Raw genomic sequence first — 20080 nt, forward strand, 5'->3', positions numbered from 1 at the left:
CGCCGCCCGAGGCGGCGGCGCGCGTGGCGGATGCCGCCGCCGCCTATATCGGCCGCGCCCGCTGCGACCTGGCGCTGCTGCCGCTCGAGGATGCCGTGGCGGCGGTCGAGCAACCCAACCTGCCCGGCACCGTTGATGAGCACCCGAACTGGCGACGCCGGCTCTCCCCGCCGGTGGAGCGGATGTTCCAGGACCCCGCCATCGAACAGCGCCTGCGCGGGCTCGCCCGGGCGCGGAGAGCCCCCGCATGACCGCCGCCCGCACCGCGCCGCGCGCCACCTACCGCCTGCAGTTCCATGCCGGCTTCACGCTGGACGACGCGGTGGGGCTGGTGCCCTATCTGGCGCGGCTGGGCATCAGCCATCTCTATGCCTCGCCGCTGCTGCCGGCGGCGCCCGGCTCCACCCATGGCTATGACGTCACCGCGACCGACGCCATCAACCCGGCTCTCGGCGGCGAGCCGGCCCTGCGCCGGCTGGTGGCGGCGCTCAGGGCCGAGGGGCTCGGCCTGCTGCTCGACATCGTGCCCAACCACATGGGCGTGGACGGGCCGCACAATCCCTGGTGGCAGGATGTGCTGGCGCGCGGCCGCGACAGCCGGTTTTCCGGTTTCTTCGACATCGACTGGGAGAGCGCCGATCCGGCGCTCGCCGGCCGGATGCTGGCCCCCTTCCTCGGCCGCCCCTATGGCGAGGCGCTGGCGGAGGGCGAGCTGACCCTGGTGGCCGAGGGCCCGACCGGCCTCTCCGTCGCCTACTTCGACAATCGCTTCCCGATCCGCGAGGAGGATGCGCGCGGCATCCTGGAGGCGCGGGACGGCCTCGCCGATCACGACCCGCGCAGCCTGGATGGCGCGGCCCGGCTGCACGCGTTGCTGGAGCGGCAGCATTACCGCCTGGCCTGGTGGCGCACCGCCACCGACGAGATCAACTGGCGCCGCTTCTTCGACGTCACGGGCCTCGCCGGGCTGCGCGCCGAGGATCCCGCGGTGTTCGACGCCACCCATGAGCTGATCCTGCGCCTCTATGCCGAGGGGCTGATCGACGGGGTGCGCATCGACCATGTCGATGGCCTTGCCGACCCGGCCGGCTATTGCCGCCGGCTGCGCCGCCGCATGCGGCAGGAGAGCACCCGCCGCCCGGCCGGCGCGCCGCAGGGCGAGCCCTATATCGTCGTCGAGAAGATCCTGGCGGGCGGCGAGGAACTGCCGAAGCGCTGGGGCACCGACGGCACCACCGGCTATGATTTCATGGACCAGGTGGGTGGCGTGCTGCATGACGCCGCCGGCGAGGCGCCGCTCTCCGCCCTGTGGCGCGAGGTCAGCGGCAGCGAGCGCGATTTCGCCGCCGAGGAGATCGTGGCGCGGCAGCAGATCCTGCGCGACAACCTCGCCGCCGAGCTGGATGCGTGTGCCCGCGCGCTGCACCATCTGGCGCGCGGCCATCTGCGCTCGCGCGACTTTTCGTTCAACGCCATCCGCCGGGTGACGGCGCAGCTGCTGGTGCATTTCCCGGTCTATCGCATCTATGTCCGCGCCGGGCAGCCCAGCGCGCAGGACGAGGCGGTGCTGCGCCAGGCGGCGGAGGGCGCACGCGCCAGGCTGCACCCCTCCGACCATGCGGTGCTGGCGCATCTGCTGTTCTGGCTGGCCGAGGAGCGGGTGCGCGACCATGCCCCCGGCGCCGCCCGCCAGGCGCTGCTGCGGGCGCGGCAGCGCTTCCAGCAGCTCTCCTCCCCCACCGCCGCGAAGTCGGTGGAGGACACGGCCTTCTACCGCTATGGGCGGCTGCTCTCGCGCAACGAGGTCGGCTCGCATCCGGGGCATTTTGCCCTGTCGCCCGGCGGCTTCCATGCGGCCGCCGCCGCGAGGGGCCGCGACTTTCCCGATGCGCTGCTGGCCACCGCCACGCATGACCACAAAAGGGGCGAGGATCTGCGCATGCGCCTCGCCCTGCTGTCCGAGATGCCGGATGAATGGGCCGGCTTCCTGCGCGGCATCCTCGGCCGCGCCGCGGGGCTGGTGCGGGCCCTGCCGGACGGTCCGGCGCCGGAGCCCGGCGAGGCCGCCATGGCGGTGCAGATGATCGTCGCCGCCTGGCCGCTCGACCTCGACCCCGCCGATGGCGCGGGGCTGGCGGCCTGGGCGGAGCGGCTGGAGGGCTGGCAGCGCAAGGCGATGCGCGAGGCCAAGCGCCGCTCCGGCTGGGCGATGCCGGACGAGGCCTATGAGCAGGCCGCGCACGCCTTCCTGCACGGGCTGCTGGACCGCGCCGCCGGCCCTGACTTGCCGCGCGACCTGCATGGCTTCGCGCGGCGGATCGCGGCGCCGGCGGCGCTGAAATCGCTCAGCCAGGCGGTGCTGCGGCTGACCGTGCCGGGGGCGCCCGACCTCTACCAGGGCACCGAGTTCTGGGATTTCTCCCTGGTCGATCCCGACAATCGCCGGCCCGTGGACTACGCCGCGCGGCAGGCGGCGCTGGCGCAGGAGCGCCCGCTGGAGGCGCTGCTGGAGGATTGGCAGGACGGGGCGGTGAAGCAGCGGCTGATCCACCGGCTGCTGCGGGGGCGGCAGGCCAGCCCGGCCCTGTTCCGGGACGGCAGTTACGAACCCTTGGCGCCGCAGGGCGGGGTTGGCGAAGGCGTGCTGGGTTTCCTGCGCCGCCAGGGCGAGGAAGCGCTGCTGGTGGCGGTGCCGCGCCTGTCGCTGCCGCTGGTGCCGCTGGGCGCGGGCTCGCTGCGGCCGCGGGCGGAGGGCTGGGGCGACACCACCCTGCCCCTGCCGGCGGAGCTGGCCGGGCGGCGCTGGCGCTGCCTGCTGGGTGGGGTGGCGCCGGTCGCGTCGGCGGCGGGGCTGCCCCTGGCCGGGCATGGGCTGCCGCTGCTGGTGCTGCACAGCAGCGCGGGCTGAAGCCGGAGCGAGGCGGCGGCCGCGTGCCGCCGCAAGGCTCCGGTTTCTCTTGCGAATGCCTCGCATTTCGAATAGGCATCGGCGCAAATCCAACAGGGACGACGCCATGCTTCGCCGTACCGTGCTCGCCGCCTTTTCCGCCCTCGTGCTCGCCGCCCCGGCGGTGCATGCGCAGAATGCGGGGGAGATCAATCTCTACTCCGCCCGGCATTACGACACGGATCGCCAGCTCTATGACGCCTTCACCCAGGAGACGGGCATCCGCGTCCGGGTCATCGAGGGCCAGGCGGACCAGCTGATCGAGCGCATCCGCAACGAGGGCGCCAACAGCCCGGCCGATGTGTTCCTGACGGTGGACGCGGCGCGGCTGGCGCGCGCGGCGCAGGCGGGCATCCTGGCGCCCTACCAGTCGCAGACCGTCGATGGCCGCGTGCCGGCCGCGCTGCGCGATCCGCAGGGCCTTTGGTTCGCCTTCAGCCAGCGCGCGCGGCTGATCATGTATGATCGCGAGAAGGGCCGGCCCGAGGGGCTGAACCGCTATGAGGATCTGGCCGATCCGCGCTTCCGCGGCATGATCTGCACGCGCAGCGGCGCGCATCCCTACAACACCAGCCTGGCGGCCTCGGTGCTGATGGCGGATGGGGCGGAGAAGACGGAGGCCTGGGCGCGCGGGGTGGTGGCCAATCTGGCGCGTCCGCCGCAGGGTGGCGACCGTGACCAGTTCCGCGCCATTCCTTCGGGCCAGTGCAGCCTAGCGATCGCCAACAGCTACTATCTCGGCCAGTTCGGCCGCTCCGACAAGCCGGAGGACCAGGCGCTGTTCCGCCGCATCGGCGTGATCTTCCCCAACCAGGGCGAGGGTGATCGCGGCACGCATGTGAACATCTCGGGCGGTGGGCTGGTGCGCACGGCGCCGAACCGCGCCAATGCCATCCGCTTCCTGGAGTTCATGACCACGCCGAAGGCGCAGGAGGCCTTCGCGCTGGGCAACATGGAGTATCCGGTGGTGGAGGATGCGCCGCTGCATCCGGCGCTGGCGGCGATGGGCAAGTTCCGCGCCGAGCCGGTGAATGCCGCCGGCAATCTGGACCGCACGCCCGAGGCCCTGCAGATCCTGCAGCGCGCCGGCTGGAACTGAGCCGCCGGGCGCCACCGGCGCCCGGCCCTGACAGAAAGAAGATGGGGGTCCGGGGGAATTCCTTCCCCCGGGCTTTTTTTATGTCGCGTGCCGCTTCGGCCGCGCCTTGCGCTTCAGCTCCAGCAGGTCGGCGCGTTCGCGTTCGGCGGTGCGGAAGATGGCGTCCTTGCCCCAGCGATACTGCACCGGCACGGCCACCGATTTCTCCTGGTAATCCGCCGCCGCGCGCAGGGTGAAGGCGGGATCGGCCAGATGCGGCCGGCCGAGGGCCACGAGATCGGCGCGGCCGGCGGCCAGGATGGTGTTCACCTGGTCGATGCTGGTGATGGAGCCCACGCACATGGTGGCGATGCCGGCCTCGTTGCGGATCATGTCGGACCAGGGCAGCTGGAACATGCGTCCGTAATGCGGGGCGGCGTCGGCGACGGTCTGGCCGGTGGAGACGTCGACCAGATCGGCGCCGGCTTCGGCGAAGGCGCGGGCGATGGCCAGGGTGTCCGCGTCCGAGATGCCGCCGGCGGCCCAGTCGGTGGCGGAGAGGCGCACGCTCATCGGCTTGTCCTGCGGCCAAGCGGCGCGCAGGGCGTGGAAGACCTCCAGCGGATAGCGCAGGCGGTTCCCGACGCTGCCGCCATAGTCATCGGTGCGGGTGTTGGTCAGGGGCGAGAGGAAGCTGGCCAGCAGGTAGCCATGGGCGCAGTGCAGCTCCAGCATGTCGAAGCCGGCGCGGTCGCCGCGCCGGGCGGCCTGCACGAACTGGTCGCGCACCCGGTCCATGTCGGCGCGGTCCATCGCCTTGGGCACCTGGCTGTCCGGGTAGTAGGGGATGGGGCTGGCGGAGAGGATCGGCCAGGCGCCCTGCTCCAGCGGCCGGTCCATGCCGTCCCACATCAGCTTGGTCGCGCCCTTGCGCCCGGCATGGCCGAGCTGGAGGGCGATGCGCGCCTGGCCATGGGCGTGGACGAAGCGGGTGATGCGGGCCCAGGCGGCTTCCTGCGCGTCGTTCCAGAGGCCGGCGCAGCCCGGGGTGATGCGGGCCTCCGGCGCGGGGCAGGTCATCTCGGTGAAGATCAGGCCGGCGCCGCCGGTGGCGCGGCTGCCGTAATGCACCAGGTGCCAGTCGCCGGGCAGGCCGTCCTCGGCGCTGTACTGGCACATGGGCGAGACGACGAGGCGGTTGGCGAGTTGCATGCCGCGCAGGCGGAAGGGCTGGAAGGCGGGGGCGGCGTTGTCGCGCGCCGGCAGCCCGGCCTCCCGCGCCTGCCGGGCGAACATGGCCTGCGTCCCGGCCACGAAATCCGGGGCGCGGAGCGCCAGATTCTCCCAGGTGATGGCCTTGCTGCGGGTCATGACGCCGAAGGCAAATTGCGCCGGCGGCATGTGCCAGAAGCGCTTCACATGCTCGAACCAGACCAGCGAGACATCGGCGGCGTGCTGGGTCTTCTCGACCTCGGTGCGGCGGGCGGTCTCGTAGCGGGCGAGGCAGGTGGCGACGTCGCCGCCCGCCATGAAGGCGGCGTGCAGGCCGATCGCATCCTCCATGGCGAGCTTGGTGCCGGAGCCGATGGAGAAATGCGCGCTGGCCTTGGCATCGCCCAGCAGCACCATGTTGTCCTTCACCCAGCGGGCGCAGCGCAGGGCGGGAAAGCGGCGCCACAGGCTGCGGTTGGTCAGCAGGCGGTGGCCCTGCAATTCCTCCTCGAAGACCTTTTCGAGATAGGCGGCGCTCTGCGCCTCGTCCATGTCCCCCAGGCCGGCGCGGGCGAAGGTCTCCGGGTCGGTCTCCAGCACCCAGGTGCTGGCATTCGCCTCATACTGGTAGCAATGGGCGATGAAGATGCCGGCCTCGGTCTCCTTGAAGAAGAAGGTGAAGGCGTCGAAGGGCCGGGTCGAGCCCATCCAGGCGAAGCGGTTGGGGCGGAGGTCGATGCTGGGCTGGAAATGCCCGGCGAAACGCTCGCGCACCGGGCTGTTGATGCCATCCGCCACCACGATCAGGTCGGCATCCGGAAAATCCTCCGGCTGCGCCGCGCGGCCGAAGACCAGCTCGACGCCGACCTCCCGCGCGCGCTGCTGCAACAGCAGCAGCAGGGTGCGGCGCGAGCAGCCACAGAAGCCGTTGCCGCCGATGCGGTGGGTCGCCCCCTTCGCCTGGATCTCGATATCGTCCCAATAGGCGAAGGCCTGGGTGATGGCGCGGTAGGAGGGTTCGTCGGCGGCGGCGAAGGTGTCGAGCGTCTGGTCGCTGAACACCACGCCGAAGCCGAAGGTGTCGTCGGCCTGGTTGCGCTCGACCACGGTGACCTGCGCCTCCGGCCGGTCGCGCTTCATGAGGATGGCGAAATACAGCCCGGCGGGCCCGCCGCCGATCACCGCGATGCGCATGCGCGCTGTCTCCCTGCTCGCCGGAAAGTTTAAGCTTCAACAATTCCGCGCCGCAACCGCAAAGCGCCCTTGCAGGACGGCAAGAGATCGCTTTAGGCTTCAAGCAATCGAGGGGGAGAGGCCATGCCGGGCAGCCGGGCCTTGGTGACGGGCGGGGGCAGCGGCATCGGCGCCGCCATCGCCGCCGCGCTGACCGCCGCCGGGCATGAGGTCACCATCCTCGGCCGCCGGGCGGAGCGGCTGGAGGCGGTGCGCCGCGCCGGCCATGCCGCCCACGCCCTGGTCGCCGACATCACCGAGGATGCCTGGCTGCAGGTGGCGCTGGAGGGCCAGGCCCCCTTCCCCATCCTGGTCAACGCCGCCGGCGCGGCCGAGAGCGCGCCCTTCCTGAAGAGCGACGCGGCGCTGTGGGAGCGCATGCTGCGGGTCAACCTGCTGGGCGCCGCCGCGGTCAGCCGCGCCGTGCTGCCGGGCATGCTGGCGGCGGGGCATGGGCGCATCATCCACATCGCCTCCACCGCCGCGCTGAAGGGTTATCCGTATGTCACCGCCTATACGGCGGCGAAGCACGGGCTGCTCGGCCTGGTGCGCGCCTTGGCGCTGGAGGTGGCGGGCAAGGGGGTGACGGTGAACGCCGTCTGCCCCGGCTTCACCGAGACCGAGATCGTCGCCGAGAGCGTTGCCCGCATCATGGCGCGCACCGGGCGGGACGAGGGCTCGGCGCGCGCCGAGCTGACGCGCCACAACCCGCAAGGCCGGCTGGTGCAGCCCGATGAGGTGGCGGAGGCGGTGCTCTACCTGATCGGCGCCGCGGCGGTGAACGGCCAGGCGCTGGCGGTGGATGGGGGCGAGACATGAGCCCGGTGGATGCCGAGACGGCGCTGGCCGACCAGCCCGCCGGGCACAAGGACGAGCTGCGCCTGTGGCTGCGGCTGCTGACCTGCACCACGCTGATGGAAAGCGAGATCCGCCGCCGGCTGCGGCAGGATTTCTCGACCACCCTGCCCCGCTTCGACCTGCTGGCGGCGCTCGAACGCGCACCGGAAGGGCTGACGCTGGGCGAGGTGTCGCGCCGCATGATGGTGTCGAACGGCAATGTCACCGGCCTCGCCGCAAGGCTGGAGGAAGAGGGGCTGATCGCCCGCCGCACCGAGGCGCATGACCGCCGCGTGGTGACGCTGCGGCTGACGCCGCGCGGGCGGCGCGAATTCGCCCGGCAATCGGCGGCGCATGAGCAATGGATCGCGACGCTGCTGGGCGGGCTGGACGACAGCGAGCGCGGCACGCTGATGGCGCTGCTGGGCCGCGCCAAGGCCTCGGTGCGCGCGGCGCTGCGGGAGGATGGTGAGACATGAGCATCGCGGCGCATCCGGCACGGCATGTGCGGCTCGAGGTCGAGGAGGGCGTGGCGCGGATCACGCTGGACCGGCCCGAGCGCAAGAACCCGCTGACCTTCGAGAGCTATGAGGAGCTGACCGACATCTTCCGCATGGGCGAGCGGGACGAGGCGGTGCGCGCCTTCGTCATCACCGGCGCCGGCGGCAATTTCTGCTCGGGCGGCGATGTGCATGACATCATCGGCGAGCTGCTGAAGCGCGACACGCGCGGGCTGATGCGCTTCACCGCCATGACCGGCGGGCTGGTCAAGGCGATGCGCGCCTGCCCGCAGCCGGTGATCGCCGCGGTGGACGGCATCGCCGCCGGGGCGGGCGCCATCATCGCCATGGCCTCCGACCTGCGGTTGGCGACGCCGGAGGCCAAGGTGGCCTTCCTGTTCAACCGCGTCGGGCTCGCCGGCTGCGACATGGGCGCCTGCGCCATCCTGCCGCGCATCATCGGCCAGGGGCGTGCGAGCGAGCTGCTCTATACCGGCCGCTCGCTGCGCGCCGAGGAAGGGCTGCATTGGGGGTTCTTCAACCGCGTGGTGGCGGCCGACGCGCTGCTGCCTGAGGCGGTGGCCCTGGCGCGCGACATCGCCACCGGCCCCGCCTTCGCCCACAGCATGACCAAGCGCATGCTGGCGATGGAATGGGCCATGTCGATCGAGCAGGCGGTGGAGGCCGAGGCGGTGGCCCAGGCGCTGTGCATGACCACAAACGATTTCGGCCGCGCCTATGAGGCTTTCGCCGCCAAGCGCCGCCCCGAATTCCAGGGCGACTGACACGCCATGGCCGATTCCGCCTTCCTCGACTGGCCCTTCTTCGAACCGCGCCACGCCGATTGGGCGCGTGAGGTGGAAGCCTGGGCCGCACGGCATGCCGAGGCGCTGATCGACCACCATGACGCCGATGCCAGCACGCTCCGCCTGACCCGCGCCATGGGCGAGGCCGGGCTGTTGCGCGCGGCGGTGCCGGAGGATGGGCGGCTGGATGTGCGCAGCCTCTGCATCGCCCGCGACATCCTGGCGCGGCATGCGGGGCTGGCGGATTTCGCCTTCGCCATGGCGGGGCTCGGCACCGGCAGCATCACCCTGTTCGGCGATGCTGCGCTGAAGGCGCGCTATCTGCCCGCAGTGCGGCGCGGCGCATCGCTGGCGGCCTTCGCGCTGTCCGAGCCCGAGGCCGGGTCGGATGTCGCCGCGCTGGCCACCACCGCGACGCGCGACGGCAACGGCCATTGGCGGATCTCCGGCACAAAAACCTGGATCAGCAATGGCGGCATCGCCGGGCATTACGTCGTCTTCGCCCGCAGCGGCGAGGCGCCGGGGGCGCGCGGCCTCTCCGCCTTCGTGGTGCCGGCCGATGCCCCCGGCCTCTCGGTCGAGGCGCGCATCGAGGTGACGGCGCCGCACCCGCTGGCCACCCTGCGCTTCGACGACGTGCGCGTGCCCGACAGCCACCGCCTCGGCGCGCCGGGGGATGGGTTCAAGGTGGCGATGGCCACCCTCGACGTGTTCCGCGCCACGGTCGGCGCGGCGGCGCTGGGCTTCGCGCGGCGTGCCCTCGACCTCACCGTGGAGCGGGCGGAAAACCGGCACCTGTTCGGCGGGCCGCTCTTCGAGCAGCAACAGAGCCAGGTCGCCATCGCCGACAGCGCGACGGAGGTGGAGGCGGCGGCGCTGCTGGTCTACCGCGCCGCCTGGCTGAAGGATTCGGGGCGCCCGCGCATCTCGCGCGAGGCCTCGATGGCCAAGCTCTACGCCACCGAGGCCGCGCAGCGCGCGGCGGACCGCGCCGTGCAGATCCATGGCGGGCTCGGCGTCACCCGCGGCCACAAGGCCGAGGAGCTCTACCGGGAAGTGCGCGCGCTCCGCGTCTATGAAGGCGCCAGCGAGGTGCAGCGCATCGTGATCGCCCGGGCCGAACGGGCCCTGGCGGGGGAAGGCAGTCGCACGCCCCAAGCCTGAACACAGGAGGGCGAAGGATGGACGGGATGACGAAGGAGCACGCCGCGCCGGCGGGCGCGGAGCGCAGCGCGCATGTGGACCGCTTCGTCCACGACAACCTGCCGCCGCGCGAGATGTGGCCGGTGATGCGGCACGATCTGCCGGCGCTGCGCTACCCGCCACGGCTGAACTGCGCGACCGAGTTCATCGAGCGCAATATCGCGGCCGGGCGCGGCGACCACCCGGCGCTGATCGCGCCCACCGAGACGCTGACCTACCGCCAGCTGGCCGAGCGGGTGAACCGCATCGCCCATGTGCTGGTGCGGGATCTCGGCCTGGTGCCGGGCAACCGGGTGATGCTGCGCAGCGCCAACAACCCCTGGATGGTGGCGGCCTATTTCGCCGTGCTGAAGGCGGGCGGCGTGGTCGTCGCCACCATGCCGCTGCTGCGTTCCAAGGAGCTGGGCTTCATGCTGCGCAAGGCGCGCATCAGCCACGCCCTCTGCGACGCGCGCCTCGCCGCCGAGATGCAGAAGGCCGCCGCGGATGCTCCCGACCTTCAGCATGTGCGCTACTGGGGGAATGGCGAGCTCGAGGCGCTGTGCGACGCCGCCCCGCCCGATTTCGCGGCCTGCGACACGGCGGCCGAGGATATCTGCCTGATCGGCTTCACCTCCGGCACCACGGGCGAGCCCAAGGGCACGCTGCACGCGCATCGCGACATGCTGGCGATCTGCGACACCTATTCGGCCGAGGTTCTGAAGCCCACACCGGAGGACCGCTTCATCGGCTCCGCGCCACTGGCCTTCACCTTCGGGCTGGGCGGGCTGGTGCTGTTCCCCTTCCGCATCGGCGCCACCGGCATCCTGCTGGAGAAGGCCGGGCCGGATGAATTGCTGCCCGCCATCCAGCTTCACCGCGCCAGCATCTGCTTCACCGCCCCCACCGCCTATCGCGCCATGGCGGCGCGCGCGGCGGAGTTCGACCTCTCCAGCCTGCGCCGCTGCGTCTCGGCCGGGGAGAATTTGCCACGGCCGGTCTATGAGCAATGGCTCGCCGCCACGGGCCTGAAGCTGATGGACGGCATCGGCGGCACCGAGCTGCTGCACATCTTCATCAGCGCACCCCTGGAAAAAATCCGGCCGGGGGCGACGGGGCTCGTTGTGCCCGGCTTCGAAGCCTGCATCCTCGACGACACTGGCAAAGAAGTGCCGCGTGGCACGCCGGGGCATCTGGCGGTGCGCGGCCCGACCGGCTGCCGGTATCTGGCCGATCCGCGCCAGGCGCGGCAGGTGCGCTGGGGCTGGAACATCACCGGCGACACCTTCATCCAGGACGAGGATGGCTATTTCTGGTACCAGGCGCGCAGCGACGACATGATCGTCGCCGCCGGCTACAACATCGCGGGTCCGGAGGTGGAGGCGGCGCTGCTCGCCCACCCCAAGGTGCGCGAATGCGGCGTGGTCGGCGCCCCGGATGCCGAGCGTGGCATGGTGGTGAAAGCCTATGTGGTGCTGGAACCTGGGCATTTCCCGGGCCCGGCCTTGGTGAAGGAATTGCAGGACTTCGTGAAGGCCGAGATCGCCCCCTACAAATATCCCCGCGCCATCGAGTTCGTCGACGCCCTGCCGCGAACGGAATCGGGCAAGGTGCAGCGCTTCGCCCTGCGCCGCATGGCGGCCGGTGAGGCCCCGCCGCCGCGATGAGCCGCCCCACCCCCCTGCCCGCCTCGGCGCTGCCCGAGGGCGCCTTCCGCGCAACGGCCCGCATCCGCTTCCATGAATGCGACCCGGCGGGCATCGTCTTCTTCGCCAACTGGTTCGCCCTGGCCAATGTGGCGGTGGAGGAATGGTTCGGCGCCGCGCTGGGCATCGACTTCCACGCCCTGCACGCCGAGCGCCGCACCGGCACCGGCTTCGCCCATGCCGAGGCCGACTATTTCGCCCCCGGCGTGATGGGGGAGCACATCGTCCTCACCCCGCTGGTGGAGCGGATCGGCGGGGCCTCCTATGGCTTGCGGGTGCATATCCACCGGGGCGAGGCGGAGCTGGTGCGGCTGCGCCTGGTCACCGCCACCACCAACCTCGACACGCGCAAGGCGGTGCCGATCCCGCAGGATCTGCGCGCCGCCCTCGCATCCTACCAGGCGCGCTGCGCGCCGCCGGAGACGCTTCCATGAGCCTGACCCCGCTGCAGCCCGAAGGCTGGCCCACCCCGCGCGGCTATTCCAACGGCATGATGGGCGAGGGTCGTATCCTCTGCGTCGGCGGCCAGGTGGGCTGGGACAGCGAGGGCCGCTTTCCGGAGGGCTTCGTGGCCCAGACCCGCCAGGCGCTGGAGAACATCGTGGCCGTGCTGCGCGCCGGCGGCGCCGGGCCCGAGCATGTGGCGCGGCTGACCTGGTATGTGCTGGACATCGCCGAATACCGCGCCTGCCTGAAGGAGCTGGGCGCGGTGTATCGCGAGGTGATGGGCAAGAACTTCCCGGCCATGGCGCTGGTGCAGGTGGCCGGGTTGGTGGAGCCGGAGGCCAGGCTGGAAATCGAGGCAACAGCAATTGTCTAAAATCTTCTTTTTCTGAAGAAAAAGAAGCAAAAAGACTTTCTTTCAGTTTGGCGTCCCGCCTACGGCCATACATGCGACGCCAACTGAAAAAGTTTTTTGGTTCTTTTTTTCAAAAAAGAACCCTTAGCTGACTCTCTTCAAGGCTTCTTCCACCGCCCGCTCCACCCGCAGCGCCGCATCCAGCGCGGCGCGCCCGGCGGCGCCATCCACCACGGCGGGCACCCCGTCCAGGCAGGCGGCGACATAGGCGGCCTGCTCGGCCTCCAGATTGTCGTGGTCCTGCCAGGACAGCGTCTCGATGCCATGGCCCGGCACCTGCTCCAGCGGGGCACCCTGGCCCTTGCGCACCAGCTTCAGCTCGCGCGCCAGGAAATCCAGGCTGGCATAGCCCTCCGACCCGAAGACGCGCAGCCGGCGCTCCATCTTCAGGCTGGCGCGGCTGGCGGTGATGGTCGCCTGCGCGCCATTGGCGAAGCGCAGCCGGGCATTGGCGATGTCGATCTTCTCCGACACCACGGCGCTGCCCACCGCCTCCACCGCCACCAGCTCCGACGCCGCCAGCGACAGCACCAGGTCCAGATCGTGGATCATCAGGTCCAGGATCACGGTCACGTCCAGGCTGCGCGGCCGGAACGGGGCGATGCGCACCGCCTCCATATAGAGCGGCCGGCCGACGCCCGCGCTGCCCCGCAGCGTCGCCATGCCGGCGCCGAAGCGCTCCACATGCCCGACCTGCAGCACCTTGCCGGCGGCGGCGGCCTGGGCCACCAGCGCATCGGCCTGGGCCAGGTCGGCCGCGATCGGCTTTTCCACGAAGACATGGCAGCCGGCGGCCAGGGCCTGGCTGGCCAGGGCGTGGTGGTGCGCGGTGGGGGCGGCGATGATCACGGCATCGGCGGCCGCCATCAGCGCGGCGGTGTCGTCCCAGGCGCGGCAGCCGGCCTCGGCCGCCACCTGGGCGGCGCGTTCGGCGCTGGCATCGGCCAGGCCCAGGAATTCGACGCGGGGGGCGCGGGCCGCCTTCAGCGCATGGAACCGCCCGAAATGCCCCGCCCCCACAATGCCCAGCTTCAGCCGCATCGCCGCTCCTGCCTTCTCTGCCTGCCGCCGCGCATGTAGCAGAGAGTTGCCGGGCGCGCATGTGCGCGCTTGGTGGGTTGCATCCACGGCGGCGACCCAGCATTTTCCGGCGCTCTACGATCGGGGGGCCTTCTCGGCCATGCTGTATTTCGCGCGGTGGAAGGTCGCCGCCATTCTCGGCGTCGTCCTGCTTGGCGTGCTGCTCTCGCTGCCCAACCTGGTGCCGCGCTCGGCCATGCCGTCCTGGCTGCCGGCCCGGACCATCTCGCTCGGGCTGGATCTGCGCGGCGGGTCCTACCTGCTGCTCGAGGTCGATCTGAACGCGGTGGTGCGGGAGCGGCTGGAAAGCCTGGCCGATGGCGCCCGCACCCGGCTGCGCCAGGCCAATGTGGGCTATCTGAACCTGCAGGCCGACGCCGCGAATGAGCGGCTGAGCCTGCGCCTGCGCGATCCCGGCCAGACCCAGGCGGCGCTCGCCGCGCTGCGCGAACTGGCCAGCCCCGTGCCGGTCGGCGGCGGCGCCACCGCCCCGGATGTCGAGTTCGCCAGCCAGCCGGACGGCACCATCACCGCCCGGCTGAGCGAGCCGGCGCTGCGCGCGCGCGCCAGCGGCGCGGTCGAGCAGTCGATCGAGATCGTCCGCCGCCGCATCGACGAGACCGGCGTGGCCGAGGCGCTGATCGCCCGCCAGGGCTCCAGCCGCATCCTGGTGCAGCTGCCCGGCGTCGAGGATCCCAACCGGATCAAGGAGCTGCTGGGCCGCACCGCCCGCATGACCTTCCGCCTGGTGGACGAGACCGCCAACCCGGCCGCCGCGCTGCCGCCGCCGGGCGTCGAGTTCCTGGAGGGCGAGCAGGGCGGCACCCGCTTCGCCGTGCGCCGCCGCATCGAGGTGGACGGCGCCAACCTCTCCGACGCCCGCGCGGCGCAGGATGGGCGCAGCGGCGAATGGGTGGTCAGCTTCTCCTTCGATTCGGTGGGCACCCGCCGCTTCGCCGAGATCACCCGGCAGAACGTCAACCGCCCCTTCGCCATCGTGCTGGACAACAAGGTGATCACCGCCCCGGTGATCCGCGAGCCGATCACCGGCGGGCGCGGCCAGATCAGCGGCAATTTCACCGCGCAATCGGCCAATGACCTGGCGGTGCTGCTGCGCGCCGGCGCCCTCCCGGCGCCGCTGACCGTGGTCGAGGAACGCACCGTCGGCCCCGAGCTGGGGGCGGACGCGATCCGCGCCGGCCTGGCCAGCCTGGCGGTCGGCGCCGCCTTCGTCGTCGCCTATATGGGCTTCGCCTACGGGCTGTTCGGCTGGTTCGCCAACCTGGCGCTGCTGGTCAACCTGACCCTGCTGATGGGCGCGCTCTCGGTGCTCGGCGCCACGCTGACGCTGCCCGGCATCGCCGGCATCGTGCTCACCCTGGGCACCGCGGTGGACGCCAACATCCTGATCAACGAGCGCATCCGCGAGGAGGTCCGGGCCGGCCGCTCGCCCATCCAGGCGCTGGAGGCCGGCTTCACCAAGGCGTCCGGCACCATCCTGGACAGCAATCTGACCAACCTCATCGCCATGGCCTGCCTCTACGGCTTCGGCTCCGGCCCGGTGCGCGGCTTCGCCGTCACCGTCGCCATCGGCACCATCGCCTCCATGTGGTCGGCCACCATCCTGGTGCGGCTGATGATGGCCGGCTGGTATCGTTCCCGCCGCCCCAAGGCCCTGCCGGTCTGAGGAGACGACGCATCATGTTCCTCTCCCGCCCGCTGTTCCGGCTCGTCCCGGACAACACCGCCATCCCCTTCATGAAGGGGCGGGTGCTGGGCCTGATCTTCTCCGCCCTGCTGTCGCTGCTCTCCATCGGCCTGGCCTTCTATCCGGGGCTGGAGAAGGGCATCGACTTCCGCGGCGGCATCATCATGGAGATCCGCACCCCAGGCCCGGCCAACCTCGCCGCCATCCGCAGCGCCGCCAGCGGCCTCAACCTCGGCGATGTCGGGGTGCAGGAGTTCGGCGACGCCTCCACCGTGCTGCTGCGCCTGCCGGTGCAGGGCGACGAGGCAGCGACCCAGACCGCCGTCAACCGCATCCGCGGCGTGCTGGAGGAGGCCGCCCCCGGCGCCCGCCTGCTGCGCACCGAGGCGGTGGGCAACCGCGTCTCGGCCGAGCTGTTCCAGGGCTCGCTGATCGCCCTCGGCCTCTCGATGCTGGCGATGATGGCTTACATCTGGTTCCGCTTCGAATGGCAGTTCGCCGTCGGCGCCATCGCCACCCTGCTGCTGGAGACCACCAAGCTGGTGGGCTTCCTGGCGGTGACGCGGATCGAGTTCAGCCTGACCACGGTGGCGGCGGTGCTGACCATCATCGGCTTCTCGATCAACGACAAGGTCGTGGTGTATGACCGGATGCGCGAGAACCTGCGCAAATACAAGACGATGCCGCTGCGCCAGCTGATCGACAAATCGATCAACGAGACGCTGAACCGCACCGTCGGCACCTCGCTGACCCTGCTGCTCTCCTCCCTGCCGCTGGCGCTGTTCGGCGGCGACGCCCTCTCCGGCTTCGCCTGGACGATGCTGTTCGGTATCGTCGCCTCCACCTCCTCCTCGATCTTCATCGCGGCGCCGATCCTGCTCTTCCTGGGCGAGAACCGGCTGCGCCGCAACACCGAGGCGCTGGCGAGCAACCCCTCCAAGGGGCTCTGAACCTGGGGGAGGCTCCGCCTCCCCCAGACCAAACTCTATCCTGGGGGCGGCTCCGCCTCCCCCAGACCAAACTCTATCCTGGGGGCGGCTCCGCCTCCCCCAGACCCCCTCGGCCGGGGGGACAGGGTCCCCCCGGACCCCGCCCTCAGTAGGCTTCCCGATACAAAGCCACGATCTCCGCCGCATCCGGCACGCGCGGATTGTTCGCCGGGCTGCCCGACGCCAGGGCCTGCTCGGCCATCACCGGCAGGGCCGCCTCCCAGGCCGCCGGGTCGATGCCGAATTGCCGCGGCGTCGGCACCCCCAGCTCCCGGTTCAGCGCCTCCAGCTCGGCCAGCAGCGCCGCCGCCGCCTCCCCGTCCGGGCTGCCGGCGGGGGACAGGCTCATCAGCCGCGCCGCCTCGGCATAGCGCGCCTCCCCCGCCTTCAAGCCGAAGCGCGTCACCGCCGGCAGCAGCATGGCGTTGGACAGGCCGTGCGGCACATGGAAATGCGCCCCCACCGGCCGGCTCATGCCATGCACCAGCGCCACCGAGCTGTTGGAAAAGGCCAGCCCCGCCAGCGTCGCGCCCTCCATCATCGCGGCGCGCGCGGCGCGGTTCTGCGGCTCGGCATAGGCGGTGCGCAGATGCGCGCCGATCAGCCGCATCGCCGCGCGGGCATAGAGGTCGGCGACGCCATTCGCCCGGCGGGAGACGAAGGCCTCCAGCGCGTGCGTCAGGCTGTCGATGCCGGTATCGGCGGTGATGCGCGGCGGAACGGACAGCGTCAGCTCGTAATCGACGATCGCCGCCAGCGGCAGGGCGCCGAGGCCCGCGATCAGCATCTTCTCGTCCCGCGCCGTGTCGGTGATGACGGTGAAGCGCGTCGCCTCGCTGCCGGTGCCGGCGGTGGTCGGGATGCAGATCAGCGGCAGCGCGGCGCGGTCGGCACTGGCCGGCACCTTGAACTCGCGCATCGTCTGGCCGGGCGCGGCGGCGGCCAGGATGCCCATGGCCTTGGCCGTGTCCATCGGGCTGCCGCCACCGAAGCCGATCAGGCAGTCGAAGCCGCCGCGCTTCAGCACCGCCACACCGGCCTCGACCACCGTGTCGGTCGGGTCGGCCACCGTGTCGGAAAACACCTGCGCGCGCAGCCCGGCGCCGGCCAGCGGCGCCAGCACCCGGTCGATCATGCCGGAGGAGACGATCCAGGGATCGGTCACCACCAGCGGTCGGGAGAGGCCGAGTTCCTTCATCAGCGCCGGCAGGCCAGCCAGCGCGCCGCCCCCCATCACCAGGCGGCGCGGGGCATAGCAGGACAGGGTCACGCGGTTTTCCTCCCTCGATGGTTCCCCGCGCGGCGCCTGGCACGCTGCGCCCCGGCGGGCGGGGCCTTTTTTAACCCATCCAGGAGAGCTTGCATGCCCTCAACGGAGGTCTGGAGCATGGGGTGGAGCATACGCGCGCGCCTGATGGCGATGTTCGGGGCGCTCGTCATCGTGGCGGCGCTGGGCAATGCCCTGATCTGGCGGGACCTCGGCAATATCCGTGAGAGCCGGGACTGGAGCCGGCACACCCAGGATGTGCTGACGCGCTTCGACCAACTGCTCTCGGGCGTGCTGAACCAGGAGACCGCCCTGCGCGGCGCGGCCCTGGGCGGCGCGGCCTATCTGGAGCCGCTGGCGGGCGGCGAGCGCGCCACCGCCGAGAATCTGCGCGACCTGCAGCGGCTGACGGCGGACAACCCCGCCCAGCAGGCACGGCTGCGCGAATTGTCGCAGCTGGTGGAGCAGTGGCAGGGCCGCTTCGCCAGCCCTGCCGCCCAGGCCGTGCGCGCCGGCCAGGCCGAGGCGGCGCGCGCCGCCGCGCTGCACCCCGACGCCCGGCCGATGATGGACCGCATCCGCGCCATCATGGAGGAGGCCAAGGCGCAGGAGCGCCAGCTGGCGCGGGAGCGCGACGCCGCCGTGGACGATGCCTTCGCCCGCAGCGCCAGCCTGCTGCTCGGCAGCCTGACGCTGATGCTGGTGCTGGCGGTCGCGCTCGGGGTGCTGATGCAGAAGACCGTCTCCGCCCCGCTGGCGGGCATGGTCGCCTCGCTGCGCCGGCTCTCGGCGCGGGATTACGGCTTCGCCCTGCCGCAGGGGCAACAGCCGGCGGAAATCGCCCAGATGGCCGAGGCGCTGGCGCAATGCCGCGACGGGCTGCAGCGGGCTGACGCGCTGCAGGCGCAGCAGGAGGCGGAGAACCAGCGCCGCCTCGCCCGCGGCGAGGCGATCGAGGCGCTGCTGCGCCGCTTCGACAGCGAGGCCAGCCGCAACCTGGATGATGTCGGCCGCGCGGTGCAGCTGGTGCAGGGCTCGGCGCAGGACATCAACCAGGCGGCGGAACAAAGCAGCCGGCTGGTGCGCAACGTGATGGGCGCGGCCGATGACGCCAGCGCCAATGTGCAGACCGTGGCGGCCTCGGCCGAGGAGCTCGCCGCCTCCATCGCCGAGGTGGCGCGGCAGGTGAGCGAGAGCGCCGCCGTGGCCCGCCGCGCCGGGGAGGATGCCCGCGCCACCGATGGCGCCGTGCAATCCCTCTCCGAGGCGGCGCGCAGCATCGGCGATGTGGTGGACCTCATCACCGACATCGCCGGGCGTACCAACCTGCTGGCGCTCAACGCCACGATCGAGGCGGCGCGCGCCGGCGATGCCGGCAAGGGCTTCGCCGTGGTGGCGAGCGAGGTGAAGAACCTCGCCAACCAGACGGCCCGCGCCACCGAGCAGATCAGCCAGCAGATCAACAGCATGCAGGGCGAGACGGGGCGCGCGGTGCAGGCCATCGGCAGCATCGCCCGCACCATCACCGAGATGGAGCGCATCACCACCCAGGTGGCCGCCGCCGCCGAGGAGCAGGCGACGGCGACGCAGGAGATCGGCCGTGCCGTCGCCGAAGCCGCGCGCGGCACGCAGGAGGTGACGCGCAACACCGGCGCGGTGGGCGAGGCGGCGCAGCGCACCGGGCAGGTGGCGGAACAGCTGCGCGGCGCCGCCTCCGGCATGGCCGAGCAGGCCAGCGCCCTGCGCCGGCGGATCGAGGCGCTGCTCACCGGCATCCGCGCCGCCTGACCGCCGGCGGGCCGCGCCCTCCCCCCTGGCCCTCCCCCCCTGGCGCATCGCCGCCGGGTCGGGGAGGATGCGCCGCCATGCTCCTGCCGCTGCAAGCCGCGCCGCTCCTCCTCCTGCTGTCCCTGCTGCTGAGCGGCCGGGCCGGGCCGGTGCTGGCCTGCCTGGCGGCGCTGGCCGCGAGCCTGCCCGCCATCCTGCTGACCCTGCCGCCGGCGCTGCCGCCCCTGCCCTTCCTGGCGGCGGAGAGCCTGCGCGGCGCCTATCTGGCGTTGCAGCCGGTCGGCGTGCTGGCGGGCGGGCTGCTGTTCCATGCCGCCGTTTCCCGCCTGGCGCCGCCGGATCAGGCGAGCCTGCCGGCCACGCCGCGCCGCGTCTTCGCCGCCACCCTGCTGGCCGGCGCCTTTGTCGAGAGCGTCACCGGCTTCGCCGTCGGCGCCGTCTTCGCCCTGGCCCAGCTGCGCCGCATGGGGCTGCTGGGCGCGCCGGCCGCGGCGCTGTCGCTGCTGGCGCTGGTGCTGGTGCCCTGGGGCGGGCTCGGCCCCGGCACGGCGCTGGGGGCGGCGCTGATCGGCGTGCCGCCGCAGGCGGTGGCGCTGGCCACCGCCTGGCCGCACGCCGCCTGGCTGCTCTGCCTGGCGCCGGTGTTCTGGCGGCTCTGCGCCGCCGCCGGCGTTGCGGTGCCGGCGGCCGAGAAGCTGGCGCAGCTCGGCCTCCTGGCGCTGATGGCGGCGCTGTTGCTGGCGGCCAATCTGTGGTTGCCCTTCGAGGCGGCGGGCATCCTGGCCGCCGGGCTGCCGCTGCTGGGCGTGCTGTGGCGGCTGGACCCGCCGCGTGGCGCCGAGGGCTGGCGGCGGGCGCTGCTGGCGCTGGCTCCCTGGGCCGGGCTGG

At 72.0% G+C, this 20080-nt stretch carries 16 protein-coding genes and 1 pseudogene; 14 read left to right on the forward strand and 3 right to left on the reverse strand.

Going from position 1 to position 20080, the window contains the following annotated elements; genetic code table 11:
- The 3 genes from HMPREF0731_RS03680 to HMPREF0731_RS03690 form a co-directional block, all read left to right on the forward strand.
- Positions 1-251, forward strand: a 251-nt coding sequence (locus HMPREF0731_RS03680; protein ID WP_007002678.1) for a 4-alpha-glucanotransferase, incomplete at its 5' end; no start/stop codon positions are given.
- Entirely contained in the window at positions 248-2908 is a 2661-nt protein-coding gene (gene treY, locus HMPREF0731_RS03685) for a malto-oligosyltrehalose synthase (RefSeq protein WP_007002679.1), read from the forward strand. The genes HMPREF0731_RS03680 and treY, both read left to right, overlap by 4 nt.
- A 106-nt stretch (positions 2909-3014) precedes the next feature.
- Positions 3015-4046, forward strand: a complete 1032-nt coding sequence (locus HMPREF0731_RS03690) for a Fe(3+) ABC transporter substrate-binding protein (protein WP_007002680.1) — start codon at positions 3015-3017, stop codon at positions 4044-4046.
- A gap of 78 nt (positions 4047-4124) precedes the next feature.
- On the opposite strand, the gene HMPREF0731_RS03695 is transcribed toward HMPREF0731_RS03690, so the two are convergent.
- Entirely contained in the window at positions 4125-6431 is a 2307-nt protein-coding gene (locus tag HMPREF0731_RS03695) for a bifunctional salicylyl-CoA 5-hydroxylase/oxidoreductase (RefSeq protein WP_007002681.1), read from the reverse strand.
- Between the two features lie 123 nt (positions 6432-6554).
- On the opposite strand from HMPREF0731_RS03695, the gene HMPREF0731_RS03700 reads away from it, so the two are divergent.
- The 7 genes from HMPREF0731_RS03700 to HMPREF0731_RS03730 are packed head-to-tail and all read left to right on the forward strand — an operon-like array spanning position 6555 to position 12321.
- A complete protein-coding gene (locus tag HMPREF0731_RS03700; protein WP_007002682.1) occupies positions 6555-7289 on the forward strand; it encodes an SDR family NAD(P)-dependent oxidoreductase in 735 nt (244 codons plus the stop codon).
- The gene (locus HMPREF0731_RS03705; RefSeq protein WP_007002683.1) at positions 7286-7786 is read left to right on the forward strand and encodes a MarR family winged helix-turn-helix transcriptional regulator; all 501 of its coding nucleotides are present in this window, start codon (positions 7286-7288) and stop codon (positions 7784-7786) included. Before HMPREF0731_RS03700 ends, HMPREF0731_RS03705 begins: the two co-directional genes overlap by 4 nt.
- The gene (locus HMPREF0731_RS03710) at positions 7783-8592 is read left to right on the forward strand and encodes an enoyl-CoA hydratase family protein (RefSeq protein WP_007002684.1); all 810 of its coding nucleotides are present in this window, start codon (positions 7783-7785) and stop codon (positions 8590-8592) included. The genes HMPREF0731_RS03705 and HMPREF0731_RS03710 overlap by 4 nt, the downstream gene beginning before the upstream one ends.
- 6 nt (positions 8593-8598) lie before the next feature.
- The gene (locus HMPREF0731_RS03715) at positions 8599-9777 is read left to right on the forward strand and encodes an acyl-CoA dehydrogenase family protein (protein ID WP_007002685.1); all 1179 of its coding nucleotides are present in this window, start codon (positions 8599-8601) and stop codon (positions 9775-9777) included.
- A gap of 26 nt (positions 9778-9803) precedes the next feature.
- Positions 9804-11462, forward strand: coding sequence for an AMP-binding protein (locus tag HMPREF0731_RS03720; RefSeq protein ID WP_157135913.1), 1659 nt, complete (start codon positions 9804-9806; stop codon positions 11460-11462).
- A complete protein-coding gene (locus HMPREF0731_RS03725) occupies positions 11459-11935 on the forward strand; it encodes an acyl-CoA thioesterase (protein WP_007002687.1) in 477 nt (158 codons plus the stop codon). Before HMPREF0731_RS03720 ends, HMPREF0731_RS03725 begins: the two co-directional genes overlap by 4 nt.
- Positions 11932-12321, forward strand: coding sequence for a RidA family protein (locus tag HMPREF0731_RS03730; RefSeq protein ID WP_007002688.1), 390 nt, complete (start codon positions 11932-11934; stop codon positions 12319-12321). The genes HMPREF0731_RS03725 and HMPREF0731_RS03730 overlap by 4 nt, the downstream gene beginning before the upstream one ends.
- A gap of 123 nt (positions 12322-12444) precedes the next feature.
- Here the strand turns inward: HMPREF0731_RS03730 and HMPREF0731_RS03735 are convergent, their stop codons facing one another.
- Positions 12445-13401, reverse strand: a complete 957-nt coding sequence (locus HMPREF0731_RS03735) for a Gfo/Idh/MocA family protein (RefSeq protein WP_007002689.1) — start codon at positions 13399-13401, stop codon at positions 12445-12447.
- A 139-nt stretch (positions 13402-13540) separates the two neighbouring features.
- On the opposite strand from HMPREF0731_RS03735, the gene secD reads away from it, so the two are divergent.
- Both secD and secF read left to right on the forward strand, forming a co-directional pair.
- Positions 13541-15127 carry a protein translocase subunit SecD gene (gene secD / locus HMPREF0731_RS03740; protein WP_007002690.1) on the forward strand — a complete coding sequence of 529 codons (1587 nt, stop codon included), beginning with the start codon at positions 13541-13543 and terminating at the stop codon, positions 15125-15127.
- A gap of 14 nt (positions 15128-15141) precedes the next feature.
- A complete protein-coding gene (secF, locus tag HMPREF0731_RS03745) occupies positions 15142-16098 on the forward strand; it encodes a protein translocase subunit SecF (RefSeq protein WP_007002691.1) in 957 nt (318 codons plus the stop codon).
- Positions 16099-16243: 145 nt separating this feature from the next.
- On the opposite strand, the gene HMPREF0731_RS03750 is transcribed toward secF, so the two are convergent.
- Positions 16244-17407: an iron-containing alcohol dehydrogenase gene (locus HMPREF0731_RS03750; RefSeq protein ID WP_007002692.1), complete on the reverse strand. Its 1164-nt coding sequence runs from the start codon at positions 17405-17407 to the stop codon at positions 16244-16246.
- Between the two features lie 93 nt (positions 17408-17500).
- Between HMPREF0731_RS03750 and HMPREF0731_RS03755 the strand changes: the two genes are divergently transcribed.
- Positions 17501-19192, forward strand: coding sequence for a methyl-accepting chemotaxis protein (locus HMPREF0731_RS03755; protein WP_007002693.1), 1692 nt, complete (start codon positions 17501-17503; stop codon positions 19190-19192).
- Positions 19193-19269: 77 nt separating this feature from the next.
- Positions 19270-20080: pseudogene (locus HMPREF0731_RS24940) on the forward strand (hypothetical protein); the annotation flags it as partial.

Origin of the sequence: Pseudoroseomonas cervicalis ATCC 49957 (assembly GCF_000164635.1) — a bacterium.
GTDB classification, from domain to species: domain Bacteria; phylum Pseudomonadota; class Alphaproteobacteria; order Acetobacterales; family Acetobacteraceae; genus Pseudoroseomonas; species Pseudoroseomonas cervicalis.